The sequence below is a fragment of the Rhodobacter sp. TJ_12 genome, from assembly GCF_020023995.1.
Taxonomy (GTDB): Bacteria; Pseudomonadota; Alphaproteobacteria; order Rhodobacterales; family Rhodobacteraceae; genus Rhodobacter.
The window spans coordinates 66469-83651 of record NZ_NRRD01000003.1 but is presented as its reverse complement, the minus strand read 5'-3'; the positions used below and the strand labels follow the sequence as shown (position 1 = coordinate 83651).

Below are 17183 nucleotides of genomic sequence, written 5' to 3'. Positions count from 1 at the left end.
TTGTTGTCCCAGATATGGTTTTTTTGGCTGCACGCTGCAAGACCTCATAAAGCCGCGCCGGGGTGATTGCGCTAGCAGGCCTAAAGGGGGGCGAAAGCGCCCGCAATCGGCCCAAGCAGGGCGGTTGCACACCGATCTTCTTGCGGCGCGGGGCGGCTTGGCCTATAGGGGCCGAAAGGGGTGCCCTCGGGGCAAGGCCCCGCATCGGGTCAACGCACCCGCCCAATATCGGAGAGCCCATGGCACCGCGTCGCAAGAAAATCTACGAAGGCAAGGCAAAGATCCTTTACGAAGGCCCCGAGCCCGGCACCTTGGTGCAGTATTTCAAAGATGATGCGACCGCGTTCAACGCGCAGAAAAAGGCGACGATTGAGGGCAAGGGCGTGCTCAACAACCGGTTGTCCGAATTCTTCATGAACGGGCTGACGAATGTGGGGATTCCGAACCACTTCATCCGCCGCTTGAACATGCGCGAACAGCTTATTCGCCAAGTGGAGATTGTTCCGCTAGAGGTGATCGTGCGCAATTTCGCAGCCGGGTCGATTGCAAAGCGCTTGGGCCTTGAAGAAGGCACGCCGCTGCCGCGCCCGATCGTCGAATACAGCTACAAAAACGATGAACTTGGCGATCCGCTCGTCCCCGAGGAATATATCATCGCCTTTGGCTGGGCGAACCAGCAAGATCTGGATGATATCGTGTCGCTTGCGCTGCGGGTGAACGATTTCTTGTCGGGCGTGTTCTTTGGCGTCGGCATCAAGCTGATCGATTTCAAGATCGAGATCGGGCGCGTTTGGGATGGCGATTTCATGCGCCTGATCATTGCCGATGAAATCAGCCCCGATAGCTGCCGCTTGTGGGATGTGAAGACGAACCAGAAGCTTGATAAGGACGTGTTCCGGCGCGACCTTGGCAACCTGACCGATGCCTATACCGAAGTCGCGCGGCGGCTGGGGGTTCTGCCCGCCAATGCCACGCCGATGAAGCCCACCTTGATCAACTGAAGAGGCGTAAGATGAAAGCGCGCGTGCATGTGATGCTGAAAGATGGGGTGCTTGACCCGCAAGGCGAAGCGGTGCGCCACGCGCTTGGCCATTTGGGCTTTTCGGGCGTCGAGGGTGTGCGTCAAGGCAAGGTGATCGAGCTGGATCTGGCCGCGACCGATGCCGCCGCCGCCGAGGCCGAGGTCAAGGCGATGTGCGAAAAGCTGCTCGCCAATACGGTGATCGAGAAATACACAGTCGAGATCGCCTGATCGGACGGTTGGCCGGGGGCCGTGCCCCCGGAGCCCGGATTGTTTGCACCAAGAAGAACGCAGGAGCCCTTTCGCTATGAAAGCCGCCGTCATCACCTTTCCGGGGTCGAACTGCGACCGTGATCTTGCCGATGCCTTTGAGAAGGCGGGGGCCGAGGTCGTGCGGATCTGGCACAAGGACACCGAGATCCCGGCGGGCACTGATGTGGTGGGCGTGCCGGGGGGCTTTTCCTTTGGCGACTATCTGCGCTGCGGCGCGATTGCCTCGCGCTCGCCGATTGGGCAGGCAGTGGTCGATTTCGCTGCCAAGGGCGGCCATGTGATCGGCATTTGCAACGGTTTTCAGGTGCTGACCGAAATGGGCTTGCTGCCGGGCGCGCTGATGCGCAATGCCTCGCTCAAATTCGTGTGCCGCCCGCAAAAGCTGGCGGTGGCGACGACCAACAGTATCTTCACCGAGGGCTACGCCGCGGGCGCCGAAGTGACCTATCCGATTGCTCACCATGATGGCAATTACGTGATCGATGCCGAGGGGCTGAAACGCCTTGAGGGCGAAGACCGTGTCGCGTTTCGGTATATCGACAACCCGAACGGCTCCACCGCCGATATTGCGGGCGTGCTCAGCGAAAACCGCCGTGTATTGGGCCTGATGCCGCACCCCGAACGGGTGGTGGAAGACCGCCAAGGCGGCACCGACGGGGCGGCGCTTTTCCGCGCGCTTTCGGGGATGCTCGCCCAAGCGTGATCGCGCCTGCTTGTTGGGGGGGGCGGCTTGGCCTAATCTGCGCCCATGCCCGAGACCCGTTTGCGCTCTGAACTTACCACCCGCGCCGAGACCCGGCGGCGTTTTCGCCGCGCGGCTTATCGTGCGATTGCGGTGCTGGCGCTGGCGGCGACGATGGCGGGGATTTGGCTGACCAATATCTGGCTGACCGAGCGCTTTACCGAAACCACGCGGATGCGCACCGAACTGCGGCTGGCACTTTATTCGGGCAATATCTTGTCGGAATTGCAACGCACCGCGGTGGTGCCGCTTTTGTTGGCGCGTGACCCGGAGCTGTCTACCTCGCTGACATCGGGAGATTTTTCCACCACTTCGGCGCTGTTGATCGCGGCGCGCGACGAGGTGGGCGTGGCTTCGATCCGGCTGCTGGATTTGCAAGGCCGCGTGGTCGCCGCGACAGACCGCAATGTGCTGGGCACCACCTTCAACGATGCGCCGTTTTTCGTCGATGCGCAGCGCTCGCGCGATACGGTTTTTACCGCTGTCAAAGGGGTTACCGGGGCGTCGGAATTCGTCTATTCGCGCGCCATCATCTCCGAAGGCAAGCTGGTGGGGGTGATCGTTGTGGGCGCGGATCTGGCCCGCTATGAACGCGCCTGGGCGGGGATTTCCGATGCCGTGGCGGTGTTGGACAGTTCGGGCCAGATCGTCTTGGCGACCGAGCCGCGCTGGCGTGGCGTGACGATGGACGAGGCGTTGGCCGCGCGCTCGGCCCCTTCGGCGATTGAGCGCGCCTTGCAGGCCACGGCGGATTGGGCGAATGAGCCGCCCGATGCTTGGGTCGCGGGGCAAGCGGTGATGCGCACCGAGGCGCGGCTGCCGTTTCGCGGTTGGCGGATGGTGGCGTTCACGCCCTATACGTCGGTGCGCGACCGGGTGAATGCGGTTATTGCGCTGGAAATCATGGGCTTTGCCGTGCTTTTGGCGCTTGGCTTTTACTTCGTGTCACGCCGCGCCAAGGTGCAATCGGCGCTTTATCGGCGCGAGTCTGCGGAACTGCGCGCGCTCAACGCGCGGCTCAAACGCGAGATTGCCGAGCGGGAGCGGGTGCAAAAAGACCTGACCTTGGCCGAACAGACACTGGAACAAAGCTCCAAACTCGCCGTGATGGGGGAAATGTCGGCGGCGGTCAGCCACGAACTTAACCAGCCGCTGGCGGCGATGAAAACCTATCTGGCGGGTGCGCGGCTTTTGTTGCAGCGCGAACGCGTGACCGAGGCCTTGTCGTCGTTCCAGCGCATCGATGATTTGATCGAGCGGATGGGCGCGATCACACGGCAGTTGAAATCCTACGCCCGCAAGGGCGGCGACGCTTTTGAGCCGGTCGATCTGCGCGCCGCGCTGTCGTCGGCGCTGACGATGATGGAACCGCAATTGAAAGCGCGCACCGTCAAGATCACCCGTTCCCTGCCGCGTGGGCAGGTGATGGTGATGGCGGACCGGATCCGGCTTGAACAGGTGATCATCAACCTGTTGCGCAATGCGCTGGATGCGACCAAGGGGCAGCGCACGCCGCGCATTGCCATTGCCTTGGAGGCCGATGAGATGGCGGTTTTGACCGTGGCCGATAATGGCCCCGGCATCACCGATCTGGACAAGCTTTTCGAGCCATTCTGGACAACCAAGAAACCGGGCGAGGGGACGGGGCTGGGCCTTGCGATTTCTTCGTCCATCGTGGGGGATTTCGGCGGTCGGCTGACCGCACGCAATGCCGAGGAGGGGGGCGCGGTGTTCGAAGTGCGGCTGCCGCGCCTGACAGCAGGGATGAGGGCGCCCGGCAAGGGGCGCAGGGCAGCGGAGTAACAAGATATGCGCATGATGAAAGTGGCGATCGTCGATGACGAGGAAGACATCCGGCAATCGATCAGCCAATGGCTGGCGCTTTCGGGCTTTGACACCGAAAGTTTCGCCTGTGCGGAAGATGCGCTTAAGGTGATCGGGGCGGATTGGCCGGGTGTGGTCATCACCGATATTCGTATGCCCGGCATGGATGGGATGGCCTTTCTCAAACGGCTGATGGGGCTTGATAGCGGGTTGCCGGTGATCATGATCACCGGCCATGGCGATGTGCCGATGGCGGTGGAGGCGATGCGCCTTGGCGCGATGGATTTCATGGAAAAGCCGTTCAACCCCGACCGGATGACCGAATTGGCCAAACGCGCCACGCAGGCGCGGCGGATGACGCTGGATGCGCGCGCCTTGCGCCGTGATCTGGGCGAAGGCACGAAGGTGATGGGCAAGCTCATCGGCACCTCGCCGCAGATGGAGCGGCTGCGCGAAGATGTGCTCGATATCGCGCAATCTGATGGCCATGTGCTGATTGACGGCGAAACCGGCACCGGCAAGACGCTGGTGGCGCATGCGCTGCATGCGGCGGGCACGCGCGCGGGCAAGAAATTCGTCACCATCTCTTGCGCGGCCTATACCGAAGAGGCGCTTGGCGAGCGGCTTTTTGGCCCGGTGGCCGAGGGCGGCGGGCTGCCGTTGGTCGAAGAGGTGCGCGGCGGCACGTTGGTGCTGGAAGATATCGAGGCGCTGAGCCCCGGTTTGCAGGCGCGGCTTTTGACCTTTCTCAATGACCAAGGCAATCCGGCGGAAACCCGGATCGTGGCGATCTGCAATGCCCATGGCGAGGGGCAGATGCTTGAAGACCTTTTGCGCCCCGATCTTTATTTCCGCTTGGCCGCGCATAAGCTGACCCTTCCGCCGCTGCGTGCGCGCGGCGAAGATGTGCTGACGCTGTTCACCCGCATGAGCGAGCAATTCGCCGATGATTACGGCTGTGAGGCGCCCGAGGTCAGCGCGCAGGAAGCCGCGCAATTGCTGCAAGCGCCGTGGCCCGGCAATGTGCGCCAGTTGATCAATGTGGCCGAACGCGCGGTGCTTCAGGCGCGGCGCGGGCAGGGCTCGATTGCCTCGCTGTTGATGGCCGAAAGCGACGATCTGGGCGCTGCGATGACGACCGAGGGCAAACCGCTGAAGGAATATGTCGAAAGCTTCGAGAAGATGCTGATCGACAATACGATGCGCCGCCACAAGGGCTCGATTGCGGCGGTGATGGAGGAATTGTGCCTGCCGCGCCGGACGCTGAATGAAAAGATGGCGAAATACGGGCTGAGCCGGGCCGACTACACCTAGGTGAGCCGGGCGCTTGCCCCGATCTGGGTGGGTCTGCCGGTGCGGCGGGCCTTCAATTGCAACCTTTGCGTGCAATCGCGGCGGTTGGGAAACGGCATGGTCGAGTCGGCGCGGCGGAACAAAAATATGGCTGTCAAATCAACGTTAACCGTTTCTTGGCGAAAAACCGATTGTATTCGTACCCACAGCATTGCTAATGTCGCAATGTCGGCAGGCGTGTGTCCTGCCCACGGAATTCGCTGATTTCCGGGCCGATGTTCTTCGCGGGTGCGAAGCGGGCCTTGGGTCATCCGATTGGTCGAAAGACCGCTTTCACACCCTCAAGGCGTTGAAAACCAAGGGGGTCTTACAATTGGCCCGCGGCTTGCCGCGCGCTAGGGACGAACCGCGATGGAGCGCGCAAACACAAAACGGGTGATGACGGGCGGGCCGATATCGGCCGCCGCCACCCGTTTGTGCCGCAACGCTTCCGCCTCAACGACAAACCGTGCATGGACCGCCTTGTCCCCCCCGATCGGGGCCGGACCCAGGCGGTGCCGCGCATGGGGAACCAGGATTAATGGCAAAGAAAATGCTCATCGATGCCACCCATACCGAGGAAACTCGGGTTGTGGTGGTGGACGGCAACAAGGTCGAAGAGTTCGACTTTGAGACCATCAACAAACGGCAGCTCGCCGGGAACATCTATCTGGCAAAAGTGACGCGGGTGGAGCCTTCGCTCCAAGCCGCTTTTGTCGATTATGGCGGCAATCGCCATGGGTTCCTTGCCTTTGCCGAGATTCATCCCGATTACTACCAGATCCCGATGGCGGATCGTCAGGCGCTGATCGAGGAAGAACGTCTGGCTGCCGAGGCCGAAGAGGCCGAGGAAAGCCGCCCGCGGTCGCGCCGGTCGCGCTCGCGGTCGCGGTCGTCTTCTTCTGCGGCCAAGGCGGAAAAAGCCAATAGCGCCGATCCGGTGGTGCGTTCTGAAGATATTCCGGGCATGGCGGTGATCGAAGCCGATGCCGAAGATGGCACCGCCGAAGAGGCCGCGCCCGCACCCGAAGCCACCGATCTGAGCGTTGAAACGCCCGAGGCGCAAACGCCTGACACGGCGGCCCCGGACGACAGCGCCGAAGCCGCGCCCGAGGGGAAAACGCAGCCCGATGCGGCGGAAAGCGAAGCGACCGCTGTGGACCCGGCGCCCGAGGCCGACGCCCAAGCCGAGGCCGAAACCGTCGAAGCGGTGGTGGCCGAAGCCGTGGCCGAAGCGCTTGCCCCCGCCGACGCGGCGGATGGCGAGGACGAGGCCGAAGAGGGCGCGGAAGAAGCCGAAGACGGCGACAGCCACGATCACGACCATCACGCCAACCCCACCGATGACGATATCGAATCCGTCGCCGATGAGGATGTGCAAGAAGAAATCCGCGCGCCGCGTCGCCCGCGTGCGCGCCGCTACAAAATTCAAGAAGTCATCAAAGTGCGCCAGATCATGCTGGTGCAGGTGGTCAAGGAAGAGCGCGGCAACAAAGGTGCGGCGCTGACCACTTACCTGTCGTTGGCGGGCCGCTATTGCGTGCTGATGCCCAACACCGCGCGTGGCGGTGGCATTTCGCGCAAAATCACCAATGCCGCCGACCGCAAGAAGCTTAAGGAAATCGCGGGCGAGATGGAGGTGCCGCATGGCGCCGGCCTGATCATCCGCACCGCCGGTAGCCAGCGCACCCGCACCGAGATTCGCCGCGATTATGAATATCTGATGCGGCTGTGGGAACAGATCCGCGAACTCACGCTCAAATCCATCGCCCCCGCGCCGATCTATGAAGAGGGGGATCTGATCAAGCGCTCGATCCGCGATCTTTATTCCAAAGATATCGACGAGGTGTTGGTCGAGGGCGAGCGTGGCTATCGCGTGGCCAAGGACTTCATGAAAATGATCATGCCGTCCCATGCCCGCAATGTGAAACATTACAACGAGCAGTTGCCGCTGTTCGCGCGGTTCCAGGTCGAAAGCTATCTGGGCGCGATGTTCAACCCGGTGGTGCAGCTTAAATCGGGCGGCTACATCGTGATTGGCGTCACCGAGGCGCTGGTGGCGATTGACGTGAACTCGGGCCGGGCCACCAAGGAAGGCTCGATCGAAGACACGGCGCTGAAAACCAACCTTGAGGCCGCCGAGGAAATCAGCCGCCAGTTGCGTCTGCGCGATTTGGCCGGCCTGATCGTCATCGACTTCATCGATATGGAGGAGCGCAAGAACAACTCCGCCGTCGAGAAGCGCCTGAAAGAGAAGCTGAAGACCGACCGCGCGCGCATTCAAGTGGGCCGGATTTCGGGCTTTGGGCTGATGGAAATGAGCCGTCAGCGGTTGCGCCCGGGGATGCTGGAAAGCACCACCCAGCCTTGCCCGCATTGCCATGGCACCGGCTTGATCCGTTCGGATGACAGCCTTGCGCTGCAAGTGCTGCGCGCCATCGAGGAAGAAGGCACCCGGAAACGGAGCCGCGAAGTTCTGGTGAAATGCCCGGTCGCGGTGGCCAACTACCTGATGAACGCCAAGCGCGAGCATATCGCCTCGATCGAGGCACGCTATGGCATGGCGGTACGGATCGAGGCCGATCCGACCCTTGTCAGCCCCGATTTCTCGATTGAGAAGTTTAAAACCGCGACCCGGATCGTGCCCGATCCGATGACGGCGGCGGTGCATGCCAGTGCCGAATTGATGGCCGAGATCGACGATGAGGACGTTGTCGAGGAAGAAGAGGACGAGGTCGAAGAGACCGAGACTGCCGAGGCCGAGGAAACCCCGAAGAAGAAAAAACGCCGTCGGCGTCGGCGCAAGAAACCGGGCAACGGCACGGATGCGCAAGACGACCCGCAAGACAATGGCGAGGGCGACGAGGACGAGGGCGACGAGGGGTCGGAGCCGGATCACGACGCGACCGAGGGCGACGCGGCCGAGGATGCTGCGCGCGCCGCAGCGGCTGCGGAATTGGCCGAGGTGACGTTGCCCGATCTGCCGGGCGAGGCAGAAGCGGCTGGCGCAGATGCGGCGGCTGTGACGGAGCCTGTGGCGGCGGAAGAAGAGGCCGCGAAACCGGCCAAAAGACCTACCCGGTCGCGCAAGAAGAAAACCGACGAGGGCGATGCGCCCGCGCCGAAGAAAACCACCACCCGGTCGCGTAAGAAAAAGGTCGAACCGGAGGCCGAAGCGCCGGTTGAAGCGCCCGAAGCCGCCGCGGCCGAACCGGCCCCCGAGGCGGCGGCAGAGCCCTTCTCCGAAGCGCCGGCAGACGAAGCGGTTGCGCAAACCGCTGCGGAGGTCGCACCGGTAACCGAGACCGTGGAACCGCCCGAGGCCGAGCAACCGGCAGAGCCGGTTGCCGAGGAGGCAAGCCCCGAGACCAGCGCAGACGCCCCGGCAGAGGCGCCCATGGCCGAAGAAGCTGCGGAAGAGTCTCCGGTCGCAGCGGAGCCCGCACCGGAACCGGCGCCCACCGTGGAACCGGCCGAGGAAGACAGCACGCCGAAGCCGAAGAAACGAGGCTGGTGGTCCATTGGCGGCAGCTAAGCGCCCGACATTGGCATGAGAAAACAGAAACGCCGGGCCAACGCCCGGCGTTTTCTTTGGGTCATAATCGTTGCGCAGACACGGGATTGGGCGCCTAGTGCGCCAGCCGGGCCAGCACCTCTTGCACCATCTCATCGACCGGGGTGGTCCCGTCCAATTCGATCACCGGCTCGTCGCGCCCCACAAGCCAGGCCAGATGGCGCGCCAAAGAACGGCCCGAGAAATAGGGATCTTCGTAGCCTGCTGCCCATTTGATGAATTGCGCATGCTGACGTTCCATATCGCCGCCGGGCTTAATGCGGTCGCCCCACCGCTCTGCCTCGCGCCGCCGGATGCGCGACAGGCGCACCGGCGCGGGGGTGGAGATATAGACGATCAGATCGGTGCCTTCGATGGCCTCGTCGCCCCAGCCATCGCAAGAACCGGCCAGCACCCAGCCCCCGTGATCGCCTTGCCCCAGTTGCGCGGCGGCAATCAGCGCCAGCCGCTCGGCCACCGGGCGCTTGGTGGTAAAGGGGGGCTCGGTCGGGGCCCAATAGAAATCATCGGTATCCAGAAAAGGCACGCCAAGCCGGTCCGCCAACGCCCGTCCGAGCGTGGAGGTGCCCGCCCCCGCGGCGCCGGTAATATAGACCCGCGCCGCCATGCGATCAGTCGTCGCCTTGGGCATCCGCGCGCGATTTGCCCGCCGCATTCATGGCCAAGGTGGCGGCCATCAACCCATCCAGATCGCCATCCAGAACGCCTTGCGTATCCGAGGTTTCAAACCCCGTGCGCAGGTCTTTGACCATCTGATAGGGCTGCAACACGTAAGAGCGGATCTGGTTGCCCCAGCCCGCCTCGCCCTTGGCTTCGTGCTGGGCGTTGATTTCGGCGTTTCGCTTGTCCAGTTCCATCTGGTAAAGCCGCGCCTTCAGCGCATTCATCGCGGCTTCGCGGTTTTGGTGCTGCGATTTCATCGAGCTGGTGACCACGATATTGGTGGGCAAGTGGGTGATCCGCACCGCCGAGTCGGTGGTGTTGACGTGCTGCCCGCCCGCGCCCGAGGACCGATAGGTGTCGATGCGGATATCCGAGGCCGGAATATCGATTTCGATATTGTCGTCGACCACCGGATAGACCCAGACCGAGCTAAACGAGGTGTGCCGCCGCGCGGCGCTGTCATAGGGCGAAATGCGCACCAAACGGTGCACGCCGCTTTCGGATTTCAGCCAGCCATAGGCATTCGGCCCGGAAATCTTGTAGGCGACCGAGCGGATGCCCGCTTCTTCGCCGGGCGTTTCCGATTGCAACTCGACCGTATAGCCTTTTTTCTCGGCCCAGCGGGTATACATTCGCGCCAAGATCGAGGCCCAGTCGCAGCTTTCCGTGCCGCCCGCGCCCGCGTTGATTTCAAGGAAGGTGTCATTGCTGTCGGCCTCGCCATCAAGCAGGGCTTCCAACTCTTTCGCGGCGGCGAATTCTTTCAACTCGCGCAGGCTCTTTTCCGCCTCGGCGACGATTTCGGGATCGTCTTCCATCTCGCCCAGTTCGATCAACTCGACATTGTCGGTCAATTCGCGGTCGATCTTGCGATAGGTGGCCAGCTTGTCGATCAGCGTTTGCCGGTCGCGCATCAGCTTTTGCGCGCGCGCCGGATCCGACCAAAGATCGCCATCCTCGATCAACGCGTCGAATTCTTCGAGCCGGTGCGGCGCGGTTTCCAAATCCATCCGCTGACCGAGCAGTTTCAACGTCTTGCTGATCGCATCGGCGATATTCTGCATCTCGGCGCGCATCGGGATTTCCTTCCTTGGGTTGGCGTTTTCTACAAGCCCGCGCGGGTTCGGGCAAGGGGTGGGCGGTGCGGCGCCGCGGCCCGATCCGACAGAAAAACGCGCCACCGAGGTGGCGCGTTCGCAGGGGCACCGCACGGGGACCCCGAAGCGGCAATGTCAGCCGGCGATCGAGGCGCGGTAGATGCTGTCGATCGCTTCGCCAATCGCGGCGTCAAATTCCGCATCCGTCATTTGCGCGCTCAGACCTTCGGTCAGCGCGCGGCTGAACGAGGCAATGATGCCGGTGTTGCGGGCAAGGACTTCATTCGCCTCGGCACGGGCATAACCGCCCGACAGCGCCACCACTTTGATGACATTGGGGTGGTCGACCAGCGGCTTGTAGAAATTGTCGACGGTGGGCAGGCTAAGTTTCAGCATCACCGGCGCAGACACGGTTTCAAGCCCCGCCAGCAGCGCATCACGCAGCATCGTCTCGGCATCGATCTTGTCGGAAATAGAGATCGTCACTTCCGGTTCGAGGATCGGCACCATGCCTGCGGCCAGAACCTTCTCGCCCAGCTCGAATTGTTGCGCCACGACCGAGGAAATGCCCATCGGATCCGCCGCAGAAATGACCGAACGTTCCTTGGTGCCGAAAATCCCCTGTTCGGCCGCGCGTTCCAGCAGCGCCTCCAGCCCCGGGATCGGCTTCATCATCTGGCAGCCGTCTTTTTCTTCCTCAAGACCTTTGTCGATTTTGAGGAACGGCACGACGCCGCGCTTTTCCCACAGATAGGTCGCTGTCGGGATCCCCTCGACATCGCGATCCATGGTTTGTTCAAACAAGATCGCACCCACGACCTTTTCACCAGTGAACGCGGGCGTGCGAATGATGCGCGCGCGCATTTCGTGGATCAGGTCGAACATCTCGGTTTCGTTCGAATAGGCGTCTTCGTTGATGCCATAGAGCTTGAGCGCTTTCGGCGTCGAGCCCCCCGACTGGTCAAGCGCGGCAATGAAGCCTTCGCCCTGCATCATTTGTTCCATCATCGTTTTCGCCATCATCGACCCCCGATTTGGCGCCCGGCTTCCCCCGGGCGGCGCGTCACGTTTGCAATTGCAGCACCGAGTTAAACGCTTGCGCGTTCAAAGGCAATTCCGGTTTCGCTAACGGCCCTGCAAAGGTGGGTTTTGGGCGTGCTGCGGTGCAGGGCGCGCTTTTGTCGCTGCACCTGCGCGCGGGGGGCTGTGGTAGCGTTAAAGGACAGGTTTTTCTTGGTGCCGAGGTCTTATGTCCGCCGCGTTTTGCCGCCTTGTTTGTGTTCGGTGCGCCCACGCCTGTCTATGTGCGAGGGCGCAGCGATGATCCGCTTTGCGATGATCCTTGCGATGCTGGCAAGCCCGGTCGCGGGTGCGCCGCCGCGCCGGGCCTGCGACTGGCTGGCCTTGGCCGATCCGGGGGCGGTTCTGGGCGCGCCGGTCTCGCTAACGCCGGGGTTTGCGCGCGGCAATGATGAGATGCGCGTGTCGCTGTGCACCGCCACGACCGATGCGGGCGATTCGCTCGCCCTTCTTTACCGCAGTACGCCGGGGCAGGGCGGGCAGAGCGGGGCCGATCTGATCGCGGCTTACCGCGCCGAACTGGCCGAGGTGATGAGCCCGCCGCCGGAGCTTGAGGAAATCGCGCTTGGCACGGCGGCGGTTTGGGAAGGCCGGATGCATCAGCTGACCGTTTGGAGCCATGGCGGCGCGGCGATGATGGTGCTGACACTGTTTGGGCCACAGGCGCGCGCGCGATGCGTGGCCGCTGCGCGCGCGATTCTTGCGGCGGGCGGTTAGCCCTTAGGCGCGCCGGCGCGACACGAACAGCGCATCGCTTGCAGGCTGGGCACTATTGGCGGCCTGCGGCACCGTGACGGGGGCCGTTTGCACGCCTTGTTGCGCGGCGGCCAGCCGGAACGCCGAGACCGCACTGGCCAGCGCGCTTGCCTCGCCTTGCAGCGACCGCACGGCGGCATTCGTCTGTTCGAAGACGGCGGCGTTTTGCTGCGTGGTGCGGTCCAGTTCCGTGGTGGCGTTCGAAATCTCGCCAATGCCCGAGGCGGTCTCGCGCGAGGCGGTGACGATCTCGGCGATCTTCAGGGTCGCATCTTCCACCCCGGCCACGATATCGCGCAAAGCCGCGCCCGAATCGCGCACCAGATCGACGCCGCGCCCAACCGATTGGCTGGAGCTTTCGATCAGCCCGGCAATATCGCGCGCCGCTTCCGACGAGCGCTGCGCCAGCGCGCGCACTTCCGAGGCGACCACAGCAAAGCCGCGCCCAGCCTCGCCCGCGCGGGCGGCCTCGACCCCGGCATTCAGCGCCAGAAGGTTGGTTTGGAAGGCGATGTCGTCGATCACCTGCAAAATTTTCGCAATCGCATCGGAGGAGGTTTTGATCTCATCCATCGCGGCTTCGGCCCGGGTCACGACCTCGCGTCCAGTGCCCGCCTTGGCCGATATCTCGTCCACCGCGCCGCGCGCGACTTCGGCCGAGGCGGCGGCCGATTTCACCGTGGCCGACATTTGTTCCAGCGCCGAGGCGGTCTGTTCCAGCGTTGCCGCGTTGCGCTCGGTGCGCCGCGCCAAATCGTCGGCGGCCCCCGAGATTTCATTGGCGGACAGATCCACCGACGAGGCCGAGATGGTGATCGTGGTCAGCGTTTCGGTCAGGCTTTCGGTCGAGCGGTTCATCGTTTCGGCGATGTCAGCAAAAATGCCTTGGAACTGCGTGGGCATGCGATGGGTCAGATCGCCCTCGGCCAAATGCTCCAGCGCCACTTGCACGGCGGCCAGCCCATCGGCGGCGGCTTCGCCGATGCGGTTCACGCCATGGCACAGATCGGCAAAGATACCCTCTTTGTCATCGGTGCGCAGGCGCTGCGAAAAATCGCCATCGGCACAGGCGGCCACGACGGCGGCGATTTCTTGCGCGGCGGCATGTTCGCGGGCTTGGCGTTCGGCGGCCTTGCGGCGTTCGGCTTCGGCGGCTTCGGCTTTTGCGCGGGCCTCGGCGGCCTCGCGATCGGCTTGGGCTTGGCGTTCGGCGGCAAGGCGTTCGGCCTCGGCGGCCTGTTCGGCCTCAAGCCGGCGGCGTTCCAGCATCGTGTCGCGGAAGGTGGTCAGGGCGGCGCCGATCGATTGCACCTCTTGCACGCGCGATTGCGGCACGGTGATATCGGTGGTGCCTGCGGCCAGTTCGCTGACGGCATCGGAGACGGCACGCAAGGGCAGGGCGGTGGCGCGATACAGCCGCACCGCGCTGAACACCAAGACCAAAAGCCCCAAGATCCCGGCCGCCGCAATCGCCGCGCCTGCCAGCATCTTGCGCTCTGCCGCCATCGCCGCCATCGTCTCGCCCCCGGTTGCAATCCCCTGGCGCAATTGCGTCAGCGCGGGCAAAACGGCGTGAAACGTGGTGTCACTCGCCTCGATCATCGCACGCAGTTGCAGCGTGATCTCGGCGAATTGATGAAAGCTGGTCTGGTAAGCTTCGATCTTTTTGACCGCGCGGGCGCGGTGCTGGGCCGAGGGGTATTTGCTTTCGGGATAATCCAGAAAGGTCGCCACTTCGGCATCCAGCTTTTCGACATATTTAGGCGCCTGACGCATGATAAAATCTTTTTCATGCCGGCGCAGCGTCAGCAGCGTGATCTGCACCGCCGGGACGCCCAAGGTGTTCACAATTTTTTCCGCATCATGAACCGAGGCGCGCAATTCGCCCTCCAGCCCCGATTCGGGGGTCAGCCCAAGCGTGCGCCGGGCCTCGGCCAAGGCGGTGAAACTGTCGCCATAGGCGGTGAGCAGGGTCTGGGATGTGCGGGCTTGGGCCGCGACATCGGTGAGCCCCATCTGGCTGGCCTGATCGGCAATCTTGGCAAGCGATGCGCCGGTATCCGCGACAAGCGCCTGTTGTTCGGCGATCAATTCTTCTGCGCGCAGGTCACGAAACCGGGCTTCTGCGTCGCGTGCGGCGGCAAAAGTGCGTTCCACCTCGGCCAGATTGTCTTTCAGACGATCCACTAAGGCGGTTTGTTTCTGCCCTTCACTGTCGACATAGACCATCGCGCCCAAGGCACCGCCGACAATGGCCGCGCATATCAGCACGGTCACGCCCATGCGGATCAGATAGGACGAAAACGTTTTACTCTTGCCCGGTTTGGCCATGCGGAAGCTCCGAAAAACACGGCGCCATCGTGCGAAAAACTCGTTAAGGCCGGGTGAAGCGCTCCGGACCTTTTGCGCACAAAAGGCCAGCTTACTTCTAAAATGCATGTTTTCGGTTCGGCGGCGTGGGCGCGGGCGCGCCCGCTCGCACCGGGTTTACTCAGATCCGCCGGGTCAAATCAGCAAGGCGCACAGCGCGCACCAGCCCGCGATTTCAGCGCATTGTTGCGCCGCGCCCAGAACATCGCCGGTTTGCCCGCCCAGCTTGCGCAAGGCCAGTTGCGCCACCACCAGCGCCGCCAGCGCCTCGGCCAACACCAAGGCGAAAAGCGGCAATTCCAAAAGCCATGGTCCCGCCATCCCGAGCGCCATTGCGCCGGTCAAAACGACGGGGGTGACCCCGGTGGCGCGGTGGCCCATGCCATTGTCGCGCGCCGCAGGCAGGGTGGCCATCAGTGCGACCGAGGTGACGCGCGAACTCATCGCCAGCGCGATCAGCGCGGCGACCGCCAGCCCCGGGGCTGCATCGGCCAGAAACGCCAGCGCTTGCCAGCGCAGCCCAAGGCTTAGCACCAAGGCCGTGACCCCATAGGTGCCGATGCGGCTGTCGCGCATGATCTCCAGCCGCCGTTCGCGGGTGAAGCCGCCCCAGAACCCATCGGCGCAATCGGCCAAGCCGTCTTCATGCAGCGCGCCGGTCATCACCACCTGCGCGCCAAGGGCCAGCCCCGCGGCGAGCGGCGCGGGCAGGCCTGCCACCAGCGCCAGTTTCAGCACCGCCGCCGTCAAAAGGCCAAGCACCAGCCCCGCCAGCGGAAACGCCCAGGCAGATTTTCCCAGCGTGGGGGGCCAGTCGGGCAGGCGTGGCATTGGCAGCCGGGTCATCAAGACCACGGCCAACAAGGCTTCCTGACCGCGCAGGCGCAGCCAGCCGATCACGCTCTGCCCGGGGTGTTGCATCAGGCTTCGCTCACACCGGCTTCGGCAAAGGTCGCCATGCCGTTGTGGCATTCCAGCGCCGCACGTACCACCGACAGCGCGAGCGCCGCACCGGTGCCTTCGCCGACACGCATGCCCATATCAAGCAGCGCGACCTTGTTCATCGCCTCCAGAATGCGGCGGTGGCCGGGTTCGGCCGAGGCATGGCCGACAATGCAGTGATCAAGCAGGCGCGGGTCCACCTTGAATAGCGTCGACAGCGCGCCGGTGCAGATGAAGCCATCGATGATGACCGGAATGCGCGCCGCGCGCGCGCCCAGAACCGCGCCACACATCGCGGCGATTTCACGGCCCCCCAGCGCGCCCAGCGTTTCAACGCCGCCCAGTCCGCGGTGCAGCGCCAGCCCCTTGTCGATCACCGCGGTCTTGCGCGCGATGCCCGCCGCATCGGCGCCCGCGCCCGGGCCGACCCAATCGGCGCCGGTGCCGCCGAACACCGCTGCCGCCAGCGCCGCTGCGACGGTCGAGTTGCCAATGCCCATTTCGCCCACAAAGACGACATCGGCATTTTCATCCACCGCCGCCGCCCCGGCATTCAGCGCGGCGATGGTTTCTTCTTCGCTCATCGCCGGGCCGGTGGTGAAGTCTTGCGTCGGGCGGTCCAGATCAAGTTTCACAACCGTCAGATCGGCCCCCGAGGCGCGGCACAATTGGTTGATCGCGGCGCCGCCGGCTTCGTAATTGGCCACCATCTGGATCGTGACTTCTTGCGGATACGGGCTCACGCCTTGCGCGCAGATGCCGTGGTTGCCCGCAAAAACGATGCCTTGGGCCTTCTTGATTTCCGGGCAAACGGTGCCGCGCCAGGCCGCCCAATGCACCGCCACATCCTCAAGCTTGCCCAGCGAGCCAAGCGGCTTGGTCAGGTTGTCCTGGCGCGCGAGCGCTTCGGCGCGGACCGCCTCATCGGCGACCGGCAGACGGTCGGCCAGCGTGGCGAAATCGGCATAGGATTCGAACTGCAGCATTGGTCTTCACTTCACTTTCATTGGCAGGCCCGCAACGGTGAAGATGACCTCATCCGCCGCCGCAGCGACCCATTGGTTAAGATATCCCGCCGCATCGCGGAAGTCTCGGGCAAGGCGGTTGTCGGGCACGATGCCCAGCCCCACCTCGTTGCTTACAAACACGACCGGAGACTTCAGATCGGGCAGCGTTGCAACGAGTGCCTTTGCCGCAGCATCCCAGTCATGGTTCCCCAGCATCAGGTTGGTCAGCCACAGCGTCAGACAATCCACCAGCCGCGGCGCGTCATCGGTGGCGCGCAGCACTTCCACAAGCGCGACAGGTTCGGCATGGGTGCGCCATTCGGGGCCACGCCGGGCCTGATGCGCGGCGATCCGCTCGGCCATTTCTTCGTCCCAGATCTGGGCGGTGGCAATGTAATGCGCGGGCTGGCCCATCGCGAGCGTACGCTGCTCTGCATAGGTGCTTTTGCCCGAGCGCGCGCCGCCGGTGACCATCAGGATGCGTGCCATGGGGGACCTTGCC

At 63.6% G+C, this 17183-nt stretch carries 14 protein-coding genes; 7 read left to right on the top strand and 7 right to left on the bottom strand.

Going from position 1 to position 17183, the window contains the following annotated elements:
* Positions 1–239 precede the first annotated feature (239 nt).
* From purC to CKO11_RS04115, 6 genes are all read left to right on the top strand, one after another.
* Entirely contained in the window at positions 240–1001 is a 762-nt protein-coding gene (purC, locus tag CKO11_RS04140) for a phosphoribosylaminoimidazolesuccinocarboxamide synthase (protein WP_223633268.1), read from the top strand.
* Positions 1002–1012: 11 nt separating this feature from the next.
* Positions 1013–1252 (top strand): phosphoribosylformylglycinamidine synthase subunit PurS, encoded by a 240-nt coding sequence (gene purS, locus CKO11_RS04135; protein WP_223633266.1) that lies wholly within the window; start codon positions 1013–1015, stop codon positions 1250–1252.
* Positions 1253–1328: 76 nt separating this feature from the next.
* Complete coding sequence (gene purQ / locus CKO11_RS04130; RefSeq protein WP_223633264.1) at positions 1329–1997, top strand: phosphoribosylformylglycinamidine synthase subunit PurQ; 669 nt, start codon at positions 1329–1331, stop codon at positions 1995–1997.
* A 45-nt stretch (positions 1998–2042) separates the two neighbouring features.
* Positions 2043–3839, top strand: coding sequence for an ATP-binding protein (locus CKO11_RS04125; RefSeq protein ID WP_411741988.1), 1797 nt, complete (start codon positions 2043–2045; stop codon positions 3837–3839).
* A gap of 15 nt (positions 3840–3854) precedes the next feature.
* Positions 3855–5174, top strand: coding sequence for a sigma-54-dependent transcriptional regulator (locus CKO11_RS04120; protein ID WP_223633565.1), 1320 nt, complete (start codon positions 3855–3857; stop codon positions 5172–5174).
* A 559-nt stretch (positions 5175–5733) separates the two neighbouring features.
* Positions 5734–8727: a ribonuclease E/G gene (locus tag CKO11_RS04115; RefSeq protein ID WP_223633262.1), complete on the top strand. Its 2994-nt coding sequence runs from the start codon at positions 5734–5736 to the stop codon at positions 8725–8727.
* A 94-nt stretch (positions 8728–8821) separates the two neighbouring features.
* Here the strand turns inward: CKO11_RS04115 and CKO11_RS04110 are convergent, their stop codons facing one another.
* From CKO11_RS04110 to CKO11_RS04100, 3 genes are all read right to left on the bottom strand, one after another.
* Positions 8822–9373, bottom strand: a complete 552-nt coding sequence (locus CKO11_RS04110) for a shikimate kinase (protein ID WP_223633259.1) — start codon at positions 9371–9373, stop codon at positions 8822–8824.
* A 4-nt stretch (positions 9374–9377) separates the two neighbouring features.
* Entirely contained in the window at positions 9378–10505 is a 1128-nt protein-coding gene (gene prfB, locus CKO11_RS04105; protein ID WP_223633256.1) for a peptide chain release factor 2, read from the bottom strand.
* A gap of 156 nt (positions 10506–10661) precedes the next feature.
* Positions 10662–11546: a fructose bisphosphate aldolase gene (locus CKO11_RS04100; RefSeq protein ID WP_223633253.1), complete on the bottom strand. Its 885-nt coding sequence runs from the start codon at positions 11544–11546 to the stop codon at positions 10662–10664.
* A 300-nt stretch (positions 11547–11846) separates the two neighbouring features.
* On the opposite strand from CKO11_RS04100, the gene CKO11_RS04095 reads away from it, so the two are divergent.
* On the top strand, positions 11847–12323 hold the full coding sequence (locus CKO11_RS04095; RefSeq protein ID WP_223633251.1) for a hypothetical protein: 477 nt from the start codon (positions 11847–11849) through the stop codon (positions 12321–12323).
* A gap of 3 nt (positions 12324–12326) precedes the next feature.
* Here the strand turns inward: CKO11_RS04095 and CKO11_RS04090 are convergent, their stop codons facing one another.
* The 4 genes from CKO11_RS04090 to cobU all read right to left on the bottom strand — a co-directional run bounded on the left by CKO11_RS04090 (position 12327) and on the right by cobU (position 17170).
* Entirely contained in the window at positions 12327–14693 is a 2367-nt protein-coding gene (locus CKO11_RS04090; RefSeq protein ID WP_223633248.1) for a methyl-accepting chemotaxis protein, read from the bottom strand.
* 174 nt (positions 14694–14867) lie between these two features.
* The gene (gene cobS, locus CKO11_RS04085; RefSeq protein ID WP_223633245.1) at positions 14868–15653 is read right to left on the bottom strand and encodes an adenosylcobinamide-GDP ribazoletransferase; all 786 of its coding nucleotides are present in this window, start codon (positions 15651–15653) and stop codon (positions 14868–14870) included.
* Positions 15653–16660, bottom strand: a complete 1008-nt coding sequence (cobT, locus tag CKO11_RS04080; protein ID WP_223633242.1) for a nicotinate-nucleotide--dimethylbenzimidazole phosphoribosyltransferase — start codon at positions 16658–16660, stop codon at positions 15653–15655. Before cobT ends, cobS begins: the two co-directional genes overlap by 1 nt.
* Before the next feature lie 6 nt (positions 16661–16666).
* On the bottom strand, positions 16667–17170 hold the full coding sequence (gene cobU / locus CKO11_RS04075) for a bifunctional adenosylcobinamide kinase/adenosylcobinamide-phosphate guanylyltransferase (RefSeq protein ID WP_223633239.1): 504 nt from the start codon (positions 17168–17170) through the stop codon (positions 16667–16669).
* Positions 17171–17183: the final 13 nt, after the last annotated feature.

Bases quoted from the DNA above. Each gene is read 5' to 3' on its own strand.
- purC (WP_223633268.1), top strand. From the start codon at position 240: ATGGCACCGCGTCGCAAGAAAATCTACGAAGGCAAGGCAAAGATCCTT.
- purS (WP_223633266.1), top strand. From the start codon at position 1,013: ATGAAAGCGCGCGTGCATGTGATGCTGAAAGATGGGGTGCTTGACCCG.
- purQ (WP_223633264.1), top strand. From the start codon at position 1,329: ATGAAAGCCGCCGTCATCACCTTTCCGGGGTCGAACTGCGACCGTGAT.
- CKO11_RS04125 (WP_411741988.1), top strand. From the start codon at position 2,043: ATGCCCGAGACCCGTTTGCGCTCTGAACTTACCACCCGCGCCGAGACC.
- CKO11_RS04120 (WP_223633565.1), top strand. From the start codon at position 3,855: ATGAAAGTGGCGATCGTCGATGACGAGGAAGACATCCGGCAATCGATC.
- CKO11_RS04115 (WP_223633262.1), top strand. From the start codon at position 5,734: ATGGCAAAGAAAATGCTCATCGATGCCACCCATACCGAGGAAACTCGG.
- CKO11_RS04110 (WP_223633259.1), bottom strand. From the start codon at position 9,373: ATGGCGGCGCGGGTCTATATTACCGGCGCCGCGGGGGCGGGCACCTCC.
- prfB (WP_223633256.1), bottom strand. From the start codon at position 10,505: ATGCGCGCCGAGATGCAGAATATCGCCGATGCGATCAGCAAGACGTTG.
- CKO11_RS04100 (WP_223633253.1), bottom strand. From the start codon at position 11,546: ATGGCGAAAACGATGATGGAACAAATGATGCAGGGCGAAGGCTTCATT.
- CKO11_RS04095 (WP_223633251.1), top strand. From the start codon at position 11,847: ATGATCCGCTTTGCGATGATCCTTGCGATGCTGGCAAGCCCGGTCGCG.
- CKO11_RS04090 (WP_223633248.1), bottom strand. From the start codon at position 14,693: ATGGCCAAACCGGGCAAGAGTAAAACGTTTTCGTCCTATCTGATCCGC.
- cobS (WP_223633245.1), bottom strand. From the start codon at position 15,653: ATGCAACACCCCGGGCAGAGCGTGATCGGCTGGCTGCGCCTGCGCGGT.
- cobT (WP_223633242.1), bottom strand. From the start codon at position 16,660: ATGCTGCAGTTCGAATCCTATGCCGATTTCGCCACGCTGGCCGACCGT.
- cobU (WP_223633239.1), bottom strand. From the start codon at position 17,170: ATGGCACGCATCCTGATGGTCACCGGCGGCGCGCGCTCGGGCAAAAGC.